The following is an 18,734-nucleotide window of genomic DNA, read 5'->3' as shown; positions in this document are numbered from 1 at the left end:
CAACTTCTGGAGCCTTGTTGATGAAGCTAGTCATTGCCCCCGATTCGTTTAAAGAGAGCCTAGATGCAGAAGGCGTCGCACGTGCGATTGCCAAAGGCATTGAGTCAACGCTAACGGATGTCGACATTCACTGCGTACCTGTGGCGGACGGTGGCGAGGGAACGACGGAAGCGCTGATTGCAGCAACCTCTGGGAAGCAACACACGGCCGAAGTGACGGGGCCATTAGGGGGCTCCCTCAATGCTATCTGGGGCGTACTGGGTCACCAAGAGGGTGTGCCACTGACAGCGGTGGTCGAAACAGCGGCAGCCTCAGGATTGGATAAGATACTGCCTGAACAGCGTGATGCCCTAACAGCTTCAACCTATGGTACGGGTGAGCTGATCCTTAAAGCCCTGGATCAAGGCGCGCGTCGCATCATTATGGGCTTAGGAGGCAGTGCCACCAATGATGGTGGAACGGGATTGTTAAGGGCTCTGGGTGCTAAGTTTCTTGATGCGGCAGGTCATGAACTTGCCGAAGGGGGTGCGGCACTGGCTGATCTGGATCGTATAGATCTAACCGGATTTGACCCACGTTTAGCCGAGACAGAGTTCTTAGTCGCCTGTGATGTTGATAATCCGCTGTTAGGTGAGCGGGGGGCTTCTGCTATTTTTGGTCCGCAAAAGGGGGCGACACCTGAACAGGTTCAACAGTTGGATGACGCCCTAACTCGATTGGCCGACGTGAGTGCTGACTTGTTGGGTAAGGATTTACGAGATCGTGCCGGCGCTGGCGCAGCGGGTGGCCTTGGCTACGCGTTGGTTCAGTTTTTAGATGCTCGCTTAGCACCAGGTATCGATCTGGTGCTGGAGGCGGTCGATTTCCATAAAACACTTAAGGGTGCCGATCTGGTGATTACCGGTGAAGGACGAATGGACGGTCAAAGTCTAAGTGGTAAAACCCCGGTTGGCGTTGCACGTTGGGCTAAACAGCACGACCTGCCTGTGATTGCACTCTGTGGCTCAATTGGTGAGGGGGCAGAGGGCGTGCATGAAGTTGGGATAGATGCACTTTTCTCAGTGGTTCCAGGTGTTTGTAGCTTGGAAGAGGCGCTTGCTAATGGCGCTGAAAATTTAGAAAGAACAGGCGCCCAAATTGGACGCCTGTTGAGTCTGAAGACTATTCAGCTTTAGCTGCGGCTTGTTGCTCAATCTCTGCACGAACGGTATCCATATCAAGTTCAGCCGCTTTGGTCAGCAGTTCGCGAAGCTGTCCCGCTTGCAGTGCACCGCCTTCGTTGTAGATCAGAATGTTGTCGCGGAAGATCATCAGTGTTGGAATCGAGCGAATGCGGAACTCTGCTGCAATTTGCTGTTCAACCTCAGTATTCACCTTACCAAAGACAACGTCTGGGAACTCTTCAGAGACGGTATCAAAGGTTGGGCCAAAGGCTTTACAAGGACCACACCAAGGCGCCCAGTAATCGACAATCACAAAGTTGTTTTGCGTAATGGTCGATTCAAAATTCTCTTGGTTTAGCTCAATAACCGCCATGTTGCTCTCCTAATGTTTAGTTTATATTAGAAACAGCTTATCAATGATTGATGGCAGTTAATAGGATTAAAGCGGTCTAGGTCTAAAACACTAGCGTACGTGATACATTAATTAAAATTTAGAAGAGTCCTTTATATGAACATAGATCGTTCTCTTTCCGTCGCAGTGACGGGTGCTACAGGCTATGTTGCTGGTTGGATTATTAAGCGCTTATTGGAAGAGGGGTTAACTATACATGCCACGGTGCGTGATCCCGAGGCCACCGATAAACTTAAAGCGTTGAACGCCTTAGCTGATGGAAGCCCGGGTACGCTTAAATTCTTCAAAACCGATCTGCTCTCCAAAGAGGGGTTTGCCGATGCGATCGAGGGGTGTGGTGTTGTATTTCATACCGCATCGCCTTTTACCTCAAATTTTAAAGACCCGCAGCGGGAACTTATTGATCCTGCGTTGATCGGTACCCGCAATGTGCTCGAGACGGCTAAATCCTTCGAAACCGTTAAGCGGGTGGTGGTCACCAGTTCTTGTGCTGCAATCTATACTGATGCGACAGAGTGTGACTCGGTCGAGGGCGGCGTGCTAACGGAAGCAAACTGGAATGAAACCGCATCCATAGACTATCAGCCCTATTCGTATTCAAAAACTCTGGCCGAACGTGAAGCCTGGCGCATCGCTGAGGATGCATCGTTTGACTTGGTGACGATCAATCCCTGTTTAGTGATGGGGCCAGCGATAGGTGGCATTCCAACGTCAGAGAGTTTCTCGATCATCGAACGTGTGGGTTCGGGTGAGTTCAAACAGGGTGCGCCACGTTTAGGTATTGGTTTTGTTGATGTTCGAGAGGTCGCAGAAGCTCATCTACGTGCAGCCTTCACCCCTGAGGCAGTAGGGCGCTTTATTCTTTCTGGACACTGTAGCGACCTACTAACCGCACTACTGACACTGCAAGCGCGATTCGGAAAGGACTACAAACTTCCCAAGAGAGCTGCACCTAAATGGTTGGTTTGGTTGCTTGCTCCGTTCATTAAATTGGATCGAAAGTTTATTGCTAACAACGTCAACATCGAATGGCGAGCGGACAACAGTAAGAGTCGGGAGGTATTAGGTATTGAGTATCGTCCACTCTCTGAAACGATGAATGATATGTTCGAGTATTGGGTGGAGCATCGATCGTAAAACACCGATCTTTAGACAACAAAAAAGGAGGCATTCGCCTCCTTTTTATATTGTGTGCAGTGCGTGCTTATTCAGCCGCTTCAGCTTCGCCTTGCTCTGCTTTCTGCTGTTCCATTACTTGCTGAACTTTCTGTGCGTACAAAGCATCGAAGTTCACCTGTGCAAGCATCAGTGCAGGGAAGCTAGCTTTAGTCGCTAGGTTGTCTACTGCTTCACGTGCGTATGGGAATAGAAGCGTTGGGCAGTATGCACCTAGAGTGTGGTGCAGCTGTGCTGGCTCAAAGCCGCTGATCTGGAAGATAGCTGCTTGCTGTACTTCGATCAGAAAGGCTGTTTCATCTTCTGTCTTAACGGTCACAGTCAGTGTTAGGTTCACTTCGTAGTGATCATCGCCCAGTACACGGCTAGCCGAATTAACATCTAGACCAACCTGTGGCTGCCAAGCTTTGTTGAAAATTTCTGGGCCAGCAGGTGTTTCAAGTGATGCGTCTTTTAGGTAGACACGTTTCATACCAAACTGTGGTGCTGGTTGCTGATTCTCTTCAGACATGTTGCTTCCTTACTTTTAATCGTTCTAATTATTCGCCGGCGTTGTTTGCCAGCAGTCCGTCCAGTTCACCATTGCGCTCAAGTGCGAACAGATCGTCGCATCCGCCAACGTGGTGCTCGCCGATAAAGATTTGAGGAACGGTACGTCGACCACTGCGTTCCATCATTTCAGCGCGTTTTGTTGGATCCTGATCTACGCTGATCTCGTTAAATGAAACACCTTTGTGATCAAGTAACATCTTTGCACGAGTGCAAAAACCGCATAGAGCTGAGCTGTAAATTTCTACTGTCATTTTGTTACCACTGGCATGCTTTGGTGGCGCCACTCAGAGATGCCTCCGGTAAGACGCATCGCCTGTGTGAATCCAGCCGATTTCATTTTGCGACACGCGGTGCCCGCTGTCTGACCCATGTTACACACTACAATGATCGGCTTCTCTTTGTACTGATCCAACTCAGTCATGCGGCGATCGAAATCAGCCAGTGGAATGTTGATCGAGTTAGTCAGGTGGCCAGTGCTGAAATCTTTGTGCGCTCGGATATCAAGAACAACAGCATCTTCTTTATTGATTAGGCGCGTTGCTTCAGCCGCCGTCACTGATTTACCGCCTTTCATACGCTCAGTAAAGATCAGCATGGCTAGGGTAAATGCCCAAGCAACAACCATCATGGTGTGATTGCCGATAAATTCGATTACGTTTTCCATTTCAGACCTGTGTATGCAATAAAAATTAATGCGCGAAAGTATACATTGCAGAGCCTCAAGGGATAAGGGGGCTGACTGAAAAATCACCAATGTTTAATGGTTTTAACGGGCCTCAACGGTTAAAATCTCTATCAATCTAAAGTCTTATAACCGGAATATTCATAACTATGAGTGATATGCGCACCCCAAGAGCGCTTCTTATCCTAGATGGGTACGGAGTCGAAGCCACTGAATCATCAGCTGTAGCCGCTGCTAATACGCCTGTTTGGGATGGTCTATTGGCCAATAATCCAAACTCACGTATTCAAACATCGGGCATGGCCGTGGGCCTTCCAGATGGTCAGATGGGCAACTCCGAAGTAGGGCACATGAATATCGGTGCAGGCCGAACGGTTTACCAAAACCTGACACGTATTTCCAAAGCGATTGCCGATGGTGATTTCTTCGAGAACAGCGCGCTCGTTAGCGCGATGGATGCCGCGATTGCAAAGGGTAATGCGGTGCACATTACTGGCTTGTTATCCCCTGGCGGTGTTCATAGCCACGAAGATCATATTGTTGCGTTGGCTAAAATGGCCGTTCAGCGTGGTGCGAAGCAGATTTATCTGCACGCTATTTTGGATGGTCGTGATATGCCGCCTCGCTCTGCAGAGCCGTCGATTGCCCTTGTTGAGCAGGCGTTTGCAGATTTGGGTGTGGGCGCCATCGCCACCGTTGTTGGTCGTTACTACGCGATGGATCGTGATAACCGTTGGGATCGTGTGCAGACGGCATACGATGCCATGACAATGGGTAAAGGTGTCCAGACGGCTGCGTCCGCTCAAGAGGCGCTCTCTGCTGCTTACGCTCGTGATGAGAACGATGAGTTTGTCGCGGCCACCGTGATTACTGACGCATCGGGTGCGCCAGTGGGTACGATCAATGATGGTGATACTCTAATCTGTGCTAATTTCCGCCCGGACCGTGCTCGTGAAATTACGCGTGCCTTTGTTCTGGATGATTCATTCGATGGTTTTGAACGCGCTAAACGCCCAGCACTTGCTGACTTTGTCATGCTGACCGAATATGCAGCGGATATCCCGGCCTCTTGTGCCTACCCTCCTCAAAAGATCAGTAATGATTTGGGTGAGTACCTTTCGGGTATGGGTAAAACTCAGTTGCGTATCTCTGAAACCGAGAAGTATGCACACGTCACCTTCTTCTTTAACGGTGGTCAGGAAGAGGTCTACCCAGGTGAAGAGCGCATCTTGGTGCCCTCTCCCGATGTGGCTACTTACGATTTGAAACCTGAAATGAGCTTACCAGAGGTGAGTGAGAAACTCTGTGAGGCTATACGAAGCCGTCAATACGATCTGATTGTCTGCAACTTCGCCAATGGTGATATGGTCGGTCATACCGGTAAATTTGATGCAGCGGTTAAAGCCTGTGAAGCGGTCGACGAAGCACTGGCTAAGGTGCTGGCGGCGATGGCAGAAGTGGGCGGCGAGACACTGATCACAGCCGATCACGGTAACGTTGAGTTGATGGTCGATCCAAACTCAGGACAGCCTCATACATCCCACACCAACTGGCCAGTCGCTTTGATCTACGATGGTCCTCGTAAAGCGTCGCTAACCCTAGCGGATGGCGCGCTATGTGATCTGGCACCGACGCTGCTGGATCTAATGGATATTGATAAGCCGTCTGAAATGACCGGCTCTAGCCTGGCGTCACGCTAATCCGTGTTGCGCCACTGGCTCCTTCTAGGTCTCTTCTGTTGCTCCCCAGCATTAGCGGGAACGGCTGAAGAGACTGAGCAGAAAATCAAACAGCTGACTGCACAGATGCAGTCACTGCAAAAAAGTGTCGCTAAAAAACAGGGCGACCAGCAAGCGCTCCAGAAAAAACTTCGTGAAGATGAGCGTAAAATTGCTGAAATTTCCTCTAAAAAGCGCGAAGTGTCCCTATCTATCAATAAACTAACTGGTCGAGCGAATACGCTAACCAGTGATCAGACTCGTCTAAAACAGGCGGTCGAAAAAGAGCGCGCATTGTTAATCTCTTTGCTGCAAGAGCAGTACCGTAAAGGTCGTCAGCCAAGACTGAAAATGATTTTGAGTGGTACAGAGCCACAGACGGTTGATCGCATGCTGCGCTACTACGATCACCTCAGCGATGTTTTAAAAACGCGAGTGACTAGCTACCAAAGGCTATTAAGTGACTTTGATCAGAATCGCGCAGACCTCAGTGCGACAGAGTCGCAACTAGTGTCTGAAAAGCAGGCGCTAGTTGAGCAGGAAAATCGCTTAAAACAAGCCTACCAGCAGCGCTTAAAAACCTTGGATGAAATCAAGCGAGACATTGGCAGCGAGAAAAATCAGTTGGTCAAACTTGAGCAAGATCGCAAACAGCTTGAGTCTCTCCTCGTTGAGATAGAGCAGTCGCTGAAAGATAACTTCGTCGATATCGATACGCCGCAGATTGCCAAACGCAAAGGGAAGTTAGATTGGCCGGTGTCGGGTAAGTTGGCTCTTAAATATGGCAGTAAAAAGAGCACGCTATCGACCGATGGTATCTTCATCAGTTCCGATCCAGGTAAGGCTGTTAGAGTGATCCATCCAGGTCGTGTTGTCTTTTCTGAATGGTTAAGAGGCTATGGGCTTTTGATCATAGTGGACCATGGGGATGACTACCTCAGCCTCTATGGTCACAATCAGAGTCTGTTGCGTAACACAGGTGATTGGGTGCAAGCGGGCGAGACCATATCACTCACCGGTAGCAGTGGTGGCTATGATCAGACGGGTCTCTACTTCTCATTACGTCATAATGGTAAGAGTTTTAACCCGGTTCCCTGGCTAAATAAAAAGAGATAATTCGAATCAGTGATAGGTGGTTTTATGTTGTTCCGTTCCGTTAGCTTTCTGCTCCTTTCAAGCCTCTTATCATTGAACGTCTTTGCCTACCCGATAGAACAGACCAGTGAAGAGTCCTCCGAGAATCAGTTGCCACTCGATGAGCTGCGCCGTTTTGCGGAGGTATTTAGCAGTATCAAAAAGAGTTACGTCGAACCGGTTACTGATCAGCAGTTATTAGAAGATGCCATTGCCGGCATGGTACGTGGCTTAGATCCGCACTCGGACTACTTGATTAAAGAGGCGTTCGATAACCTGCAAGAACACACGAACGGCGAGTTCGGTGGATTGGGCATCGAAGTCGGTATGAAGGATGGCTTTGTACATGTCATTACGCCGCTGGACGATACCCCTGCTCAAGAGGCCGGTATCAAAGCGGGTGACCTCATCACTAAATTGGGTGATACGCCGGTTCAAGGTATGTCTCTCAGTGACGCAGTGAAATTGATGCGCGGCAAAATTGGTGAGTCGATTCGCATCACCATCATGCGTGAAGGCGTCGATGCCCCCTTTGAAGTTGAGTTGGTTCGTGCAGCAATCAAGATTCGAAGCGTCAGAAGTCGCCTGTTAGAGCCTGGCTTTGGGTATGTGCGTATCAGCGAGTTTCAAGCCAATACAGGTCAGGATCTGTTAGATGCTCTGGCTAAGCTGCAAAAAGATGAGGCGCTTAAAGGGCTTGTCTTGGATCTGCGAAATAACCCTGGTGGCGTGCTTCAGGCGGCTGTTGCGGTGTCGGATGCATTTTTGGATGAAGGTCTGATTGTCTATACAGAGGGGCGTATTGCTCGATCTGAGTTGGAGTTTAATGCCACGGATGATGTGGCGATCGGTAATGTGCCGTTAATCGTGCTGATTAATGGCGGGTCCGCTTCAGCATCAGAGATCGTCGCAGGGGCTCTACAGGATCAAAAACGCGCGGTAATTATGGGTACTCAGAGTTTTGGTAAAGGCTCTGTACAAACGGTTGTTCCGCTGTCAGAAGATCGTGCCGTTAAGATTACGACGGCACGCTACTTTACGCCCAATGGACGATCTATTCAGGCGCAAGGGATTAGCCCTGATGTGGTAGTCGAAGACCTTCGGCTGGATCGCAAAGCCCCTAATCTAGATCAGGTGCGCGAAGTGGATTTGGCTGGACACCTTGAGAACGAGTCAGAAGAGACGGTTAAATCCTCGGTGCAGTCCGATTTAGCGGGTGATGACTTCCAGCTCTATCAAGCGCTGACCATGCTCAAAGCGTTGAACATCCTTAATCGATGATTGATCAGCGATGAAGGTTCGAAACTTAGGTTGTTCAGGAGGCTTGGCAGAGGGGCTGTTCACCACCAGCTTTCTATTGGATGAGCGCACACTCTTAGATGGTGGCACTGGGGTTGGTCGGCTTAGCTTAGCGCAGATGAACCAGATCGAAACGGTGCTGCTGACCCATGCCCATATGGATCACATAGCGGGTGTCGCCATGATGCTCGCCTCTCTTTCCGAGCATCGAAAAAAGCCAGTTATCTTAGCGGCACCTAAAGAGGTGTTAGAGGCGGTTAAGGCGCACATATTGAACTGGGTGATCTGGCCAGACTTTTCAAAAATACCCAACGAGCAGACACCGGTTCTTGAATATCTAGAGCTAGAACCTTTTCAAACATTGGAGTTAAACGGCTATCAGGTGATGCCGATCCCGCTTTCGCATACGGTGCCGAGTTATGCCTACCGGATCAGCAGAGGGGAGGGTGCTTTCTGCTTTTTTGGTGATACCGGACCAACCGAGCTGGTGTGGCAAGCCCTGAATCAGCAGCCGGTCTCAGATATCTTCATAGAGCTCTCCTACCGAAATGACTCTGCCGAACTGGCTGGAATCAGTAAGCACTACACATCGGTTACTTTGGCAGAGGATTTGGCCAAGTTAGACGAGCCCAGCAAGGTGCATATCATGCACCTAAAACCGGGAGTGGAAGATCAAATCATTGCAGAGTTTTCTGAATGCTCTAAATCACTGCATCACTGCTTCGATCTCTGCCATGAGATCGAAGCCTTCAACATTTAACGCGTTTCATCGACCTTGCCGGTGCCACTGATGGGCCAACCTGCTACCGCTTGTGCAATGAGCAGCAAGACAAGCGTGAGCATCGGCAGAGTCCAAGCTTGTTGCCAGTCGTAAAGAGCGCCGATCAGACTCGGTGCGATGCTTGCGAGCAGATAACCGACCCCTTGGACCATGGCTGACAGAGCGGTTGCTTGGCGCATATCATGCGACTTCATCGCGATCAGAGCCAACGCAAGTGAGAGCGAAGCCCCACCATAGGTACCTAAACAAGCGACCCACAAGTAGCGACCTTCAATGGGCGCTAGCCATATTCCAAAAACGCCCACCAAGCCGATTAAGGTGATGATCGCGACAATGCTGCGTTGCGTTGGCAACTTAGCCGCTATCATCGGGGTTAGGAGTGCCGCCGGTATACCGATCATGGTGAAGATGGCGGTCATCAGCCCTGCTTCTGCATCACTTAACCCTGCATCCATAAAGATGCGTGGAAGCCAAGTCGCTAATACATAGAACTGAATAGACTGCAGTCCCATGAAAGAGGCCAAAGACCAAGCTCGTGGTAAACGCCAAACGCTGCTGCTGACGCTGGTCGGTGCAGCCGGTTTAAACTTAACCCGCAACATCGGCAGCCAGACCAATAGAGCAATGATCGGCAAGATGGCCCAAACGATCATAGGCACATGCCAATCATTAAAGGCATCTCGCATCGGGATCGCGGAGTAGAAGCTAAACGCGGCCCCTGTGGTTAGCACCAGTGTATAGACACCGGTCAGTGAGCTCGCGTTCTCTGGGAAGAGTCCCTTAACCAATGATGGAATCAGTACATTCAAAATGGCGATGCCGGCCCCCAGTGCTAGCGTGCCAGAGACCATCATCCCGTAGTCGCCAAAGAGGCGTGCCGCTGCGCCTATGCCAAGAGTCAGCAGCGCCAGAGCCACCACTTTCATCGGTGCTAAACGGTTAGCAACCCAGGGCACGACCAGAGAGAATGAGGCAAAACAGAGCAGTGGCAGTGTCATCAAGAAGCCGAACGCGGCAGCTGAAATCCCCAGGTCCGACCGAATATCTTCGACTAGTGGGCCGATAACGACTAGGCCGCCGCGAAGGTTGGCCGCGGCCAGCATCAAGGCAAAGATCGCCGCAAAAAAGCTGAGGCGATCTTTGAAGTAGTTGTTGCCCATCAGTTCGATGGGCTTCTGAAGAGACCGATCGACATGCGGGACCACTGTTCTGGCCAGAACTCAGTGGGGCGTTTCTTGAAGTCCGTTCTAACGTACTGGCGAATGCGACCTTCAGCCGTTGCCAAAATTAGGTTGGCGGTAGAGCCGGCTGGAAGTTGGGTGCGAATACCCTCTTTCAACTCGGCTTCGCGTAAGGTCTGTTTAATTTGCGTCTCGATACGCTCGAACAGTTGATTAATTTGACCGCGCAGACGCTCATTTTCGCCCGAAAGCGCATCACCACCGAGCAGTCGGCACATTCCTGGGTTGCGCTCTGAAAAGGCGAGTAGCAGGGTAATGATCTGCTCAACCTGACGAACGGCGCTGACATCGGATTGTGTGATGGTCTTAATGCGTGTGAATAGGGTCTGTTCGATAAATTCGATTAGCCCTTCAAACATGCGCGCTTTACTTGGGAAGTGGCGGTAGAGAGCCGCTTCTGATACCCCAACATCTTTTGCAAGGGCCGCCGTTGTAATGCGTTGTCCTGGATTGACCTCCAGCATCTGGGCGAGTGCCTGGAGAATCTGGTCGCGTCGTGAAATTTTGGTCTCGCTCATGCTTCCACCTTCAACGATTTGTTAGAGATCAGAGTGCCGACACCTTCATCAGTGAAGATCTCCAGCATGCAGGAGTGCTCGACACGACCGTCGATGATGTGCGCTGAAGTCACGCCTGATTTTACCGCACTCAATGCACAGTCGATTTTAGGCAACATACCGCCGTAGATAGTACCGTCGGCAATTAGAGCATCGACCTGTTGGGTTGAGAGGCCTGTTAACACTTCGCCCTCTTTGTCCATCAAACCTGCAATGTTGGTCAGTAGGATCAGTTTCTCTGCCTGAAGAACCTCTGCAATTTTACCCGCGACTAGGTCCGCATTGATGTTGTATGAGGCACCGTCAGCACCTACGCCGATTGGGGCGATGACTGGAATGATGTCCGAATCCACCAGCATCTCTAGAACGCTGACGTTAACACGCTCAACTTCACCGACGTGACCGATATCGATGATCTCAGGTGCTTCCATCTCAGGCGTCTTGTGTTTCACTTTCAGCTTACGTGCACGAAGCAGGTCGCCATCTTTACCGGTCAGGCCGATCGCTTTACCGCCGGCGGAGTTGATGAGGCCGACAATCTCTTTGTTGACCATGCCGCCGAGAACCATCTCAACCACATCCATGGTTGCCGTATCGGTGACACGCATGCCATTAATGAAGTGAGATTCGATCTTCAATTTGTCGAGTAGATCACCAATCTGCGGGCCACCACCGTGCACAACAATGGGGTTCAGGCCAATCAGTTTCAGCATAACGATGTCGCGTGCAAAGCTGGCTTTTAGCTTCTCATCGGTCATGGCGTTGCCGCCGTATTTAACGACGATGGTTTTACCGACGAAGCGTTGAATATAGGGAAGCGCTTCAGAAAGGACGGTGGCGGTCGAGATCGCTTGTTGGCGTGTTAATGGCATGGTGAAAAAACCTCTAAATCAAATATAAAAATTAGTGACGACCCGAAGAGCCAAAGCCGCCTTCGCCGCGATCCGTTTCAGTAAATTCTTCAACAAATTCAAAATCAGCTTGAACCACAGGAACCAAAACTAACTGTGCGATGCGCTCGCCTGGCTCAACTGTGAAAGTGGTTTGACCACGGTTCCAGCACGATACAAATAGCTGGCCCTGGTAGTCAGAATCGATCAAACCAACCAGGTTGCCAAGCACGATGCCGTGTTTATGTCCCAAGCCAGAACGTGGAAGAATCATCGCACAGAGGCTAGGGTCCTCAATAAAGATCGACATACCGGTTGGGATCAGTTCAGTTTGGCCTGGCTCTAGAGTCAGCGGTGCTTCAACACAGGCACGAAGATCCAGCCCCGCTGATCCAGTGGTGGCGTAAGTTGGCATGGGAATCGAGTCACCTAGGCGCTTATCTAGGATTTTTACTTGTAGCTTTTGCATATCAATCCATCAATTGTGAAATGTGTGAAATGAGTTGTTCGGCCAATTCGCTCTTACCGGCTTTGGGTAGAGGAAGCTCGCCGTTAGGTCCGACCAGAATGACTTCATTCTGATCAGCATTAAAACCAATATCGGCTTGCGAAACATCGTTAGCAATCACCAGATCCAGCCCTTTGCGAACCAGTTTGCTGCGAGCGTACTCAACAAGATTTTCAGTCTCAGCAGCGAAGCCAATCATCAGTGGGCGCTCAGGTTGCGCGGCAATGGTAGCGATGATGTCTGGATTCTTGGTTAATAGAATCTCCATCACCTCTTCGGCCCCTTTCTTGATCTTCTGCTCTGCGACCAGTTGCGGACGGTAATCGGCCACAGCGGCGGCGCCAATGAAGATGTCCGCCTGTTCTGACGCAATCAAAGCGGCTTCAAGCATCTGCTCTGCTGACTCGACATCAACGCGTCGAACCCCTTTTGGCGTTGGTAGTGATACAGGTCCCGCGATCAAGGTGACTTTGGCGCCCGCTTTAGCAGCTGCAGCAGCCAGCTCGAATCCCATTTTGCCTGAGCTGTGATTCGAGATGAAACGAACTGGGTCGATCGCTTCACGGGTAGGACCGGCGGTGATCACGACGCTCTTCTCATTGAGCGGACCGTTCGCGATGAGATTGGCGCAACTGGCTAGGATTTCAGTGGGCTCAATCATGCGACCAGGCCCCGTATCACCACAAGCTTGCTCACCCGAACCTGGGCCAAATATATTGACGCCTTGAGATAGTAACGTCTCTAAGTTCTGCTGGGTGCGAGGGTCACGCCACATAGCCTGGTTCATGGCTGGCGCTAACGCGATAGGGGCATCCGTCGCCAGACAGAGAGTGGTCAGCAAGTCGTTTGCCATGCCGCCTGCAAATCGAGCCATAAAGTCAGCCGTCGCTGGCGCTACGATGATGAGATCCGCCCAACGGGCCAGTTCAATATGCCCCATGCCCTGTTCAGCTTCCGGATCGAGCAGGGATTGATGCACAGGGTTGCCTGATAGCGCTTGCAGGGTCAGCGGGGTGATGAACTCGGCACCAGCGTCCGTTAGAACAACGCGTACATCCGCGCCGACTCCTTTGAATAGACGCGTCAATTCAGCTGCTTTATACGCTGCAATACCGCCAGTGATACCGATCAAAATGTGGCGGTTAGTAAGTCTATGCATACCTCGAAAGCCTTATAAACAGTGACAATGTTTAAATTGAATTATCTTCTATACTGGGATCAGAGTATAGCGAAATATCGTTCATCACAGGGAGGTGATATGAAAATTTTGGATTGGCCAAGTTCAGAGAGGCCGCGTGAGAGGCTATTACAACAGGGCGCATCGGCGCTGAGTGATGCTGAACTCCTGGCCGTTTTTGTAGGGCAGGGGTTACCGGGCTGCAATGCCGTCGATCTTGGCCGTCAATGGTTGGATCAAGCGGGTAGCTTAAATGCACTGCTCAATAGAGAGTGTGAAAGCTTTATCGATTTGGCCGGCGCCGGCCTTGCTCGGTACGTTCTGCTTCAGGCAGCTCTGGAGCTGGGGAAACGCTACCTAGCCAGTGAAATAGCACAACGTTCGGTGATCGAGAGTCCGGAATCGGTTAAGGCCTATCTTAGCCATGAGCTGGCCGGCGCCAGCCGAGAGCACTTCGGCTGTCTGTTTCTGGATGCACAGCATCGAGTGATTAAATGGCAGGTGCTCTTTTCTGGTACGTTAAATGCGGCTGCGGTCTACCCCAGAGTTATTGTTGAAGCGGCGCTGTCGCTCAACGCCTCAGCCATTATCCTCGCCCATAACCACCCCTCAGGCGTCTGCGAGCCCTCGATGGCCGATCAAACCATTACCCAAAGAATCTCAGAAGCGCTAGCTCTGATCGACATCAAAGTGCTCGATCATCTGATCATAGCGGGCAGCCAATCGATGAGCTTTGCAGAGCGGGGGCTGCTATAGGTCACGGTTTGCCTACGGCAATTCGTTCCTACAGGGTGGGGGTTGCGATGATGCGTCGCGGTTTGCCTGTGGCAATTTGTTCCTACGGGGTGTGGGATGTGATGATGTGTCACGGTTTACCTGCGGCAATTCGTTCCTACAGGGTGGGGGTTGCGATGATGTGTCGCGGTTTGCTTGTGGCAATTTGTTCCTACGGGGTGGGGGTTGCGATGATGTGTCGCGGTTTGCCTGCGGCAATTCGTTCCTACAGGGTGGCGTTGTAGGAGCGAATTTGAGCGAAGCGAAAAACCGCGAAAATAAAAAACCGCGCATAAAATCGCAAAACACAAACAAATACCGCAAACATAAATTACATAACTCAAGGATGAGTCATGATTAAAAAACCAGGTTACAGTTCGTTAAGAAAAGGCCGTGTTTCGATTCCAGGGCAGATTTATCATCTAACCACGGTGACGCTGGGGCGCCAGTGCTTTTTTGAAGATTTTCATGTGGCTCGATCTCTAGTTAAATGCCTGCACAGTCAACAGATTGAGAGTCTGGCCTATGTCATAATGCCCGATCATTTCCATTGGCTAATTCAACTCAATGAACACTCAGGTTCAATTTCACATGTGATGAGAAAAGTTAAGCTGAGTTTGGTTAAAGGTCAGGGTATCAGCTGGGAAAAAGGCTTTTATGATCGAGCGATTAGGCGATCGGATGATATTGAGAGTATTGCTAGATACATTGTGATGAACCCAGTAAGAGCGGGTTTGGTAACAACAGTCAGAGAATATCCGCATTGGGATGCCATATGGCTTGATTAGACGTGTCACGGTTTGCCTACGGCAATTTGTTTCTTCGGGGTGTGGGTTACGATGATGTGTCACGGTTTGCCTGAGGCAATTCGTTCCTACAGGGTGGAGGTTTCGATTGGGTGTCACGGTTTACCTGCGGCAATTCGTTCCTACGGGGTGTGGGTTACAATGATGTGTCACGGTTTACCTGCGGTAATACGTTCCTACGGGGTGTGGGTTACGATCATTTGTCACGGTTTACCTGTGGCAATTCGTTCCTACGGGGTGTGGGTTACGATGATTTGTCACGGTTTACCTGCGGTAATTCGTTCTTGCGGGGTGGGGGTTGCGATCATGTGTCACGGTTTACCTGCGGTAATTCGTTCTTACGGGGTGGCGTTGTAGGAGCGAATTTGAGCGAAGCGAAAAACCGCGAAATCTAAAAACCGCGAACAAAACCGCAAAACCACGATCTCACATCACTCCTAAGATTGAACAAAAAACAGACAAAAAGGTGGCGTTTGGGGTGGTTCTTCTGTAATATCACGCGCCTCTGTCTCATTGGTACGGGATTTCTGTCTCGTTTTCGGACGCTCCGCCTGAGATTGCCAAGGTTTTCGTTATGAAAGTGGCATTCAATAAATATCTGACAGAGTAAAAGAAAACACTATTAACTGAGGTTTTAAAATGTCTCGAGTATGTATGGTTACTGGCAAATCCCCAGTAACAGGAAACAACGTTTCCCACTCACAACGTAAAACACGTCGTCGCTTCCTACCAAACCTGCACTGGCACCGTTTTTGGGTAGAGAGCGAAAACAAATTCGTTCGTCTACGCGTATCTTCTAAAGGTATGCGCATCATCGACAAGAAAGGCATCGACGCTGTTCTTGTTGACGTTCGTAAAAATGGCAACAAAGTCTAAGCATAAGGAGCTAAGTCATGGCTAAAGGCGCACGCGAAAAGATCCGACTAGTCTCTTCTGCAGGTACTGGTCACTTCTACACTACAGATAAGAACAAGCGTAACACTCCGGACAAATTCGAATTCAAGAAATACGATCCGGTTGTTCGTAAGCACGTTATCTACAAGGAAGCTAAGATCAAGTAATTGATACAGCATCCCAAAGATACCCGCATTCGGTTACACTGATGCGGGTATTTTTTTGCCCAGCGTTTACCCATTTAAGGATGTTCGCATGACTAAGTCATGGATGAGTGTTGTACCTTTTGCATTTGTTCTGCTTTGGAGCACCGGCTTTATCGGTGCTCGATACGGTTTGCCCTATATTGAACCGTTTAACTACCTATTTATCCGTATGCTGTTCACGTTGGCGGTCTTCTTTTTATTGATTCAGATCTTCCGTGGACGTTGGCCGAGCTGGGATGTCGCTAAACATCAGTTGGTTACGGGATCGTTGATTCATGCAGGCTATTTGGGTGGTGTATTTGCAGCCATCAAGTTGGATATGCCGGCCGGTGTAACGGCGATTATTGTCGGTCTGCAGCCGCTACTGACCGCCTTTATCTCACAGATATGGCTCAAGTCGAAGTTGAGCCCTATGGGTTGGGTTGGGTTGTGGCTTGGCTTGATCGGCGTCGTGACAGTGCTCTGGTCAGGTGTGGCGGATGAGGAGATTACCCTTACGGCGGGAGCGATCACGGCCGCCTTGGTGGCACTCTTTGCGATCTCTATTGGCACCCTCTATCAGAAACGTTTTGGTGGGGGGGCGGATCTTCTTACTGGATCCTTCATTCAATACGTGATGACGGCGATTATCATGGGCGCTTTAACCTTCGCTTTTGAGACTCAAGAGGTGGTTTGGCATATTGAGTTAATTGGCGCGTTGACCTGGTTGGTGCTTGGTCTGTCGCTCTCTGCTATTTTGCTATTGATGTTGATGATTCGTGAAGGCGAGTCAGCCAAAGTAGCCAGCTATTTCTACCTTGTTCCGCCCGCAACAGCGCTAGAAGCTTGGTATCTGTTTGATGAGCGTCTGTCGATGCTAACCCTGGTGGGTGTGGCTGTGACGGTGCTAGGTGTCTTTTTAACCCAACGTGCAGCTAAGGTGAGTTAAGTGCCAGAGTTACCCGAAGTAGAGACCACACGACGTGGCATAGAGCCGCACATTGATCAGCAGCGTGTGGCCGATTTTGTGGTGCGTGAGCCTCGTCTGCGTTGGCCTGTGCCTAGTGAAATTCCTAAAAACATCGTTGAAAAAAAGGTTAATAGCGTCGAACGTCGAGGAAAGTATATCCTAATACGTTTTGATGAGGGCGATCTCATGGTGCACTTGGGTATGTCAGGTAGCTTAAGAGTACTGCCCATAGGAACAGAACCGGCCAAACATGATCATGTGGATCTCGTGATGGAAAATGGCTTGTTGGTGCGCCTAACCGATCCTCGCCGTTTCGGTTCCGTGCTCTGGCAACCCAAAGGTGAGACGCACAAATTATTGGAGAAGCTAGGCCCAGAGCCTCTGTCCGACGCGTTCAACGTGGATTATCTGTTTAAGGCGTCACGTAATCGCTCTCTAGCCATCAAGCAGTTCATCATGACCTCTGAAGTGGTGGTCGGTGTTGGCAATATTTATGCTAACGAGTCTCTCTTCAAATCGGGTATCGATCCGCGTAAGCCAGCGGGTAAAGTGTCAAAACAGCGTTATGAGCGGTTGGTCGGAGAGATTAAGAGCGTGCTTGAGTACGCCATCACGCGCGGTGGTACTACCTTAAGAGATTTCCTCTCCAGTGACGGTAAGCCAGGTTATTTTGCCCAAGAACTCTCGGTCTACGGTCGAGGCGGTGAGGCCTGTAAATCCTGTGGTTCGACGCTTAAAGAGATTCGTCAGGGGCAGCGGGCGACGGTCTTTTGTCCTAGGTGTCAGCGTTAATGAGCTTTAGGCAGGCGTTCCCCGTTGAGACGGCAGAGCAGAAGGCTCGTCGTCAGGGGTTGGGTATTTCGGATGCGCTGACACATCGTGAAGTGTGGCGATTGGATGCCAGCATTAATGTCGAGATCTACCCCGTATCGCACAGCGCCCCCAATATTCTGTTTCTCGCAGGGATCGGCACCTATGTCGAGCTCTATGCTGAATTAGCCGTTGCCCTTAATCAGCAGGGTTTTAATGTGATTGCAGTCGATCCGCCAGGGCATGGCTACTCTGCAGGTAATCGCGGTCGTTATAGCGTTGAACAGTTCCAGCATCACCTTTCCCATGTGCTGAATGCCCTTGAATCCCGCTTTACCGGTCCATGGTCCGTCTACGGTTACTCGATAGGGGCTGTGACGGCGGTTGCGTTGGCTGAGCAGGATCAACGTATTCAATCAGTACTCTGTACCACGCTGCTGTTAGGGCAAGAGCCTCCTGATATGATGTATGCACTGGGTTGGAGTTGGACCAGCTTCAGTGCTCTGTGGTTCCCTAATATGCGTCTGCCGCTTAAGAGCTTTATCGATTTTGAGTCATTGTTGGGTGATCATCCAGCAGGGCCTTATATTAATGATGATCCATTGATTATCTTTAACTACCCGCTTGCAACACTTTCTTCGTTATTTACGCACCAAGCTGGGATTGCTGATTCGGTGTTCCCATTTACATTGATCAATCTGCAAGGTGATCATGATGAGGTGTTATCCAAAGAGTATGCGCTACGTGTGGCTAATAGGATTAAGCAGCCGATGCATTTGGAGTTCATTGAAGGGGCTGGGCATATGATGCCCTGGGATGATCCCGAGGATCTGGCGCATCGCATCGCATTGCTGTTGGGCAAATAGCAGGCAAAAAAATAGGGCGGCCACTCCATGGCACGCCCTGTTGGAAGACTTTCCTTGCAACCTAGTCGCGTCCTGCGATGTCCCTGTGTTGCTTTACTTCCATTGAAACCAATCCTTGGTCTCACCGGGTCAATCCATG

The 18,734-nt window shown here is 50.3% G+C and carries 22 protein-coding genes; 13 read left to right on the top strand and 9 right to left on the bottom strand.

All coding sequences use genetic code 11. The features are described 5' to 3' along the window. Positions 1–20 precede the first annotated feature (20 nt). Positions 21–1,175: a glycerate kinase gene (locus XMA152_RS02805; RefSeq protein ID WP_173482633.1), complete on the top strand. Its 1,155-nt coding sequence runs from the start codon at positions 21–23 to the stop codon at positions 1,173–1,175. Here the strand turns inward: XMA152_RS02805 and trxA are convergent. Further along, a complete protein-coding gene (gene trxA / locus XMA152_RS02800; RefSeq protein ID WP_173481860.1) occupies positions 1,162–1,536 on the bottom strand; it encodes a thioredoxin in 375 nt (124 codons plus the stop codon). The two genes, XMA152_RS02805 and trxA, sit on opposite strands and share 14 nt — an antisense overlap. Positions 1,537–1,671: 135 nt before the next feature. Between trxA and XMA152_RS02795 the strand changes: the two genes are divergently transcribed. Further along, positions 1,672–2,712, top strand: coding sequence for an NAD-dependent epimerase/dehydratase family protein (locus XMA152_RS02795; protein ID WP_173481861.1), 1,041 nt, complete (start codon positions 1,672–1,674; stop codon positions 2,710–2,712). 67 nt (positions 2,713–2,779) lie between these two features. Here the strand turns inward: XMA152_RS02795 and secB are convergent, their stop codons facing one another. Genes secB through XMA152_RS02780 form a run of 3 tightly spaced genes read right to left on the bottom strand, consistent with a single transcriptional unit; the run spans position 2,780 to position 3,967 of the window. Next, positions 2,780–3,262 carry a protein-export chaperone SecB gene (secB, locus tag XMA152_RS02790; protein ID WP_173481862.1) on the bottom strand — a complete coding sequence of 161 codons (483 nt, stop codon included), beginning with the start codon at positions 3,260–3,262 and terminating at the stop codon, positions 2,780–2,782. 28 nt (positions 3,263–3,290) lie between these two features. Beyond that, on the bottom strand, positions 3,291–3,554 hold the full coding sequence (gene grxC / locus XMA152_RS02785) for a glutaredoxin 3 (RefSeq protein ID WP_173481863.1): 264 nt from the start codon (positions 3,552–3,554) through the stop codon (positions 3,291–3,293). Further along, entirely contained in the window at positions 3,551–3,967 is a 417-nt protein-coding gene (locus XMA152_RS02780; protein WP_173481864.1) for a rhodanese-like domain-containing protein, read from the bottom strand. The genes grxC and XMA152_RS02780 overlap by 4 nt, the downstream gene beginning before the upstream one ends. Before the next feature lie 167 nt (positions 3,968–4,134). On the opposite strand from XMA152_RS02780, the gene gpmI reads away from it, so the two are divergent. From gpmI to XMA152_RS02760, 4 genes are read left to right on the top strand one after another with little or no spacing between them, the layout of a single operon-like run. Beyond that, entirely contained in the window at positions 4,135–5,685 is a 1,551-nt protein-coding gene (gpmI, locus tag XMA152_RS02775; protein ID WP_173482632.1) for a 2,3-bisphosphoglycerate-independent phosphoglycerate mutase, read from the top strand. 3 nt (positions 5,686–5,688) lie between these two features. Beyond that, entirely contained in the window at positions 5,689–6,819 is a 1,131-nt protein-coding gene (locus tag XMA152_RS02770) for a peptidoglycan DD-metalloendopeptidase family protein (RefSeq protein WP_173482631.1), read from the top strand. A 24-nt stretch (positions 6,820–6,843) separates the two neighbouring features. After that, on the top strand, positions 6,844–8,118 hold the full coding sequence (locus XMA152_RS02765) for a S41 family peptidase (RefSeq protein ID WP_173482630.1): 1,275 nt from the start codon (positions 6,844–6,846) through the stop codon (positions 8,116–8,118). Between the two features lie 10 nt (positions 8,119–8,128). After that, a complete protein-coding gene (locus XMA152_RS02760; RefSeq protein WP_173481868.1) occupies positions 8,129–8,896 on the top strand; it encodes an MBL fold metallo-hydrolase in 768 nt (255 codons plus the stop codon). Here the strand turns inward: XMA152_RS02760 and XMA152_RS02755 are convergent. The 5 genes from XMA152_RS02755 to coaBC are packed head-to-tail and all read right to left on the bottom strand — an operon-like array spanning position 8,893 to position 13,272. After that, a complete protein-coding gene (locus tag XMA152_RS02755; RefSeq protein WP_173482629.1) occupies positions 8,893–10,077 on the bottom strand; it encodes an MFS transporter in 1,185 nt (394 codons plus the stop codon). The two genes, XMA152_RS02760 and XMA152_RS02755, sit on opposite strands and share 4 nt — an antisense overlap. Then, on the bottom strand, positions 10,077–10,676 hold the full coding sequence (gene slmA / locus XMA152_RS02750) for a nucleoid occlusion factor SlmA (RefSeq protein ID WP_173481870.1): 600 nt from the start codon (positions 10,674–10,676) through the stop codon (positions 10,077–10,079). The genes XMA152_RS02755 and slmA overlap by 1 nt, the downstream gene beginning before the upstream one ends. Beyond that, on the bottom strand, positions 10,673–11,587 hold the full coding sequence (argB, locus tag XMA152_RS02745) for an acetylglutamate kinase (RefSeq protein WP_173481871.1): 915 nt from the start codon (positions 11,585–11,587) through the stop codon (positions 10,673–10,675). The genes slmA and argB overlap by 4 nt, the downstream gene beginning before the upstream one ends. A 31-nt stretch (positions 11,588–11,618) precedes the next feature. Further along, positions 11,619–12,074 (bottom strand): dUTP diphosphatase, encoded by a 456-nt coding sequence (gene dut, locus XMA152_RS02740; RefSeq protein WP_173481872.1) that lies wholly within the window; start codon positions 12,072–12,074, stop codon positions 11,619–11,621. A 1-nt stretch (position 12,075) separates the two neighbouring features. Then, positions 12,076–13,272, bottom strand: a complete 1,197-nt coding sequence (gene coaBC / locus XMA152_RS02735) for a bifunctional phosphopantothenoylcysteine decarboxylase/phosphopantothenate--cysteine ligase CoaBC (protein WP_173482628.1) — start codon at positions 13,270–13,272, stop codon at positions 12,076–12,078. 99 nt (positions 13,273–13,371) lie between these two features. Here coaBC and radC point away from each other — a divergent pair, with 99 nt between their 5' ends. The 7 genes from radC to XMA152_RS02700 all read left to right on the top strand — a co-directional run bounded on the left by radC (position 13,372) and on the right by XMA152_RS02700 (position 18,595). Beyond that, positions 13,372–14,046, top strand: coding sequence for a DNA repair protein RadC (radC, locus tag XMA152_RS02730; RefSeq protein ID WP_173481874.1), 675 nt, complete (start codon positions 13,372–13,374; stop codon positions 14,044–14,046). A gap of 371 nt (positions 14,047–14,417) precedes the next feature. Next, complete coding sequence (locus XMA152_RS02725) at positions 14,418–14,852, top strand: transposase (protein WP_173481875.1); 435 nt, start codon at positions 14,418–14,420, stop codon at positions 14,850–14,852. 657 nt (positions 14,853–15,509) lie between these two features. Continuing rightward, complete coding sequence (rpmB, locus tag XMA152_RS02720; RefSeq protein WP_173481876.1) at positions 15,510–15,746, top strand: 50S ribosomal protein L28; 237 nt, start codon at positions 15,510–15,512, stop codon at positions 15,744–15,746. Positions 15,747–15,763: 17 nt separating this feature from the next. Beyond that, complete coding sequence (gene rpmG / locus XMA152_RS02715; RefSeq protein ID WP_027854336.1) at positions 15,764–15,931, top strand: 50S ribosomal protein L33; 168 nt, start codon at positions 15,764–15,766, stop codon at positions 15,929–15,931. Positions 15,932–16,019: 88 nt separating this feature from the next. After that, positions 16,020–16,898, top strand: a complete 879-nt coding sequence (locus XMA152_RS02710; RefSeq protein ID WP_173481877.1) for a DMT family transporter — start codon at positions 16,020–16,022, stop codon at positions 16,896–16,898. Next, entirely contained in the window at positions 16,899–17,711 is an 813-nt protein-coding gene (gene mutM / locus XMA152_RS02705; protein WP_173482627.1) for a bifunctional DNA-formamidopyrimidine glycosylase/DNA-(apurinic or apyrimidinic site) lyase, read from the top strand. It begins immediately after the preceding gene. Beyond that, a complete protein-coding gene (locus tag XMA152_RS02700) occupies positions 17,711–18,595 on the top strand; it encodes an alpha/beta hydrolase (protein WP_173482626.1) in 885 nt (294 codons plus the stop codon). Before mutM ends, XMA152_RS02700 begins: the two co-directional genes overlap by 1 nt. Positions 18,596–18,734 lie beyond the last annotated feature (139 nt).

The organism is Marinobacterium sp. xm-a-152 (assembly GCF_013282965.1).
Taxonomy (GTDB): domain Bacteria; phylum Pseudomonadota; class Gammaproteobacteria; order Pseudomonadales; family Balneatricaceae; genus Marinobacterium_E.
The sequence above is the reverse complement of the archived record's forward strand: the minus strand, read 5'-3'. Positions and strand labels throughout refer to the sequence as shown.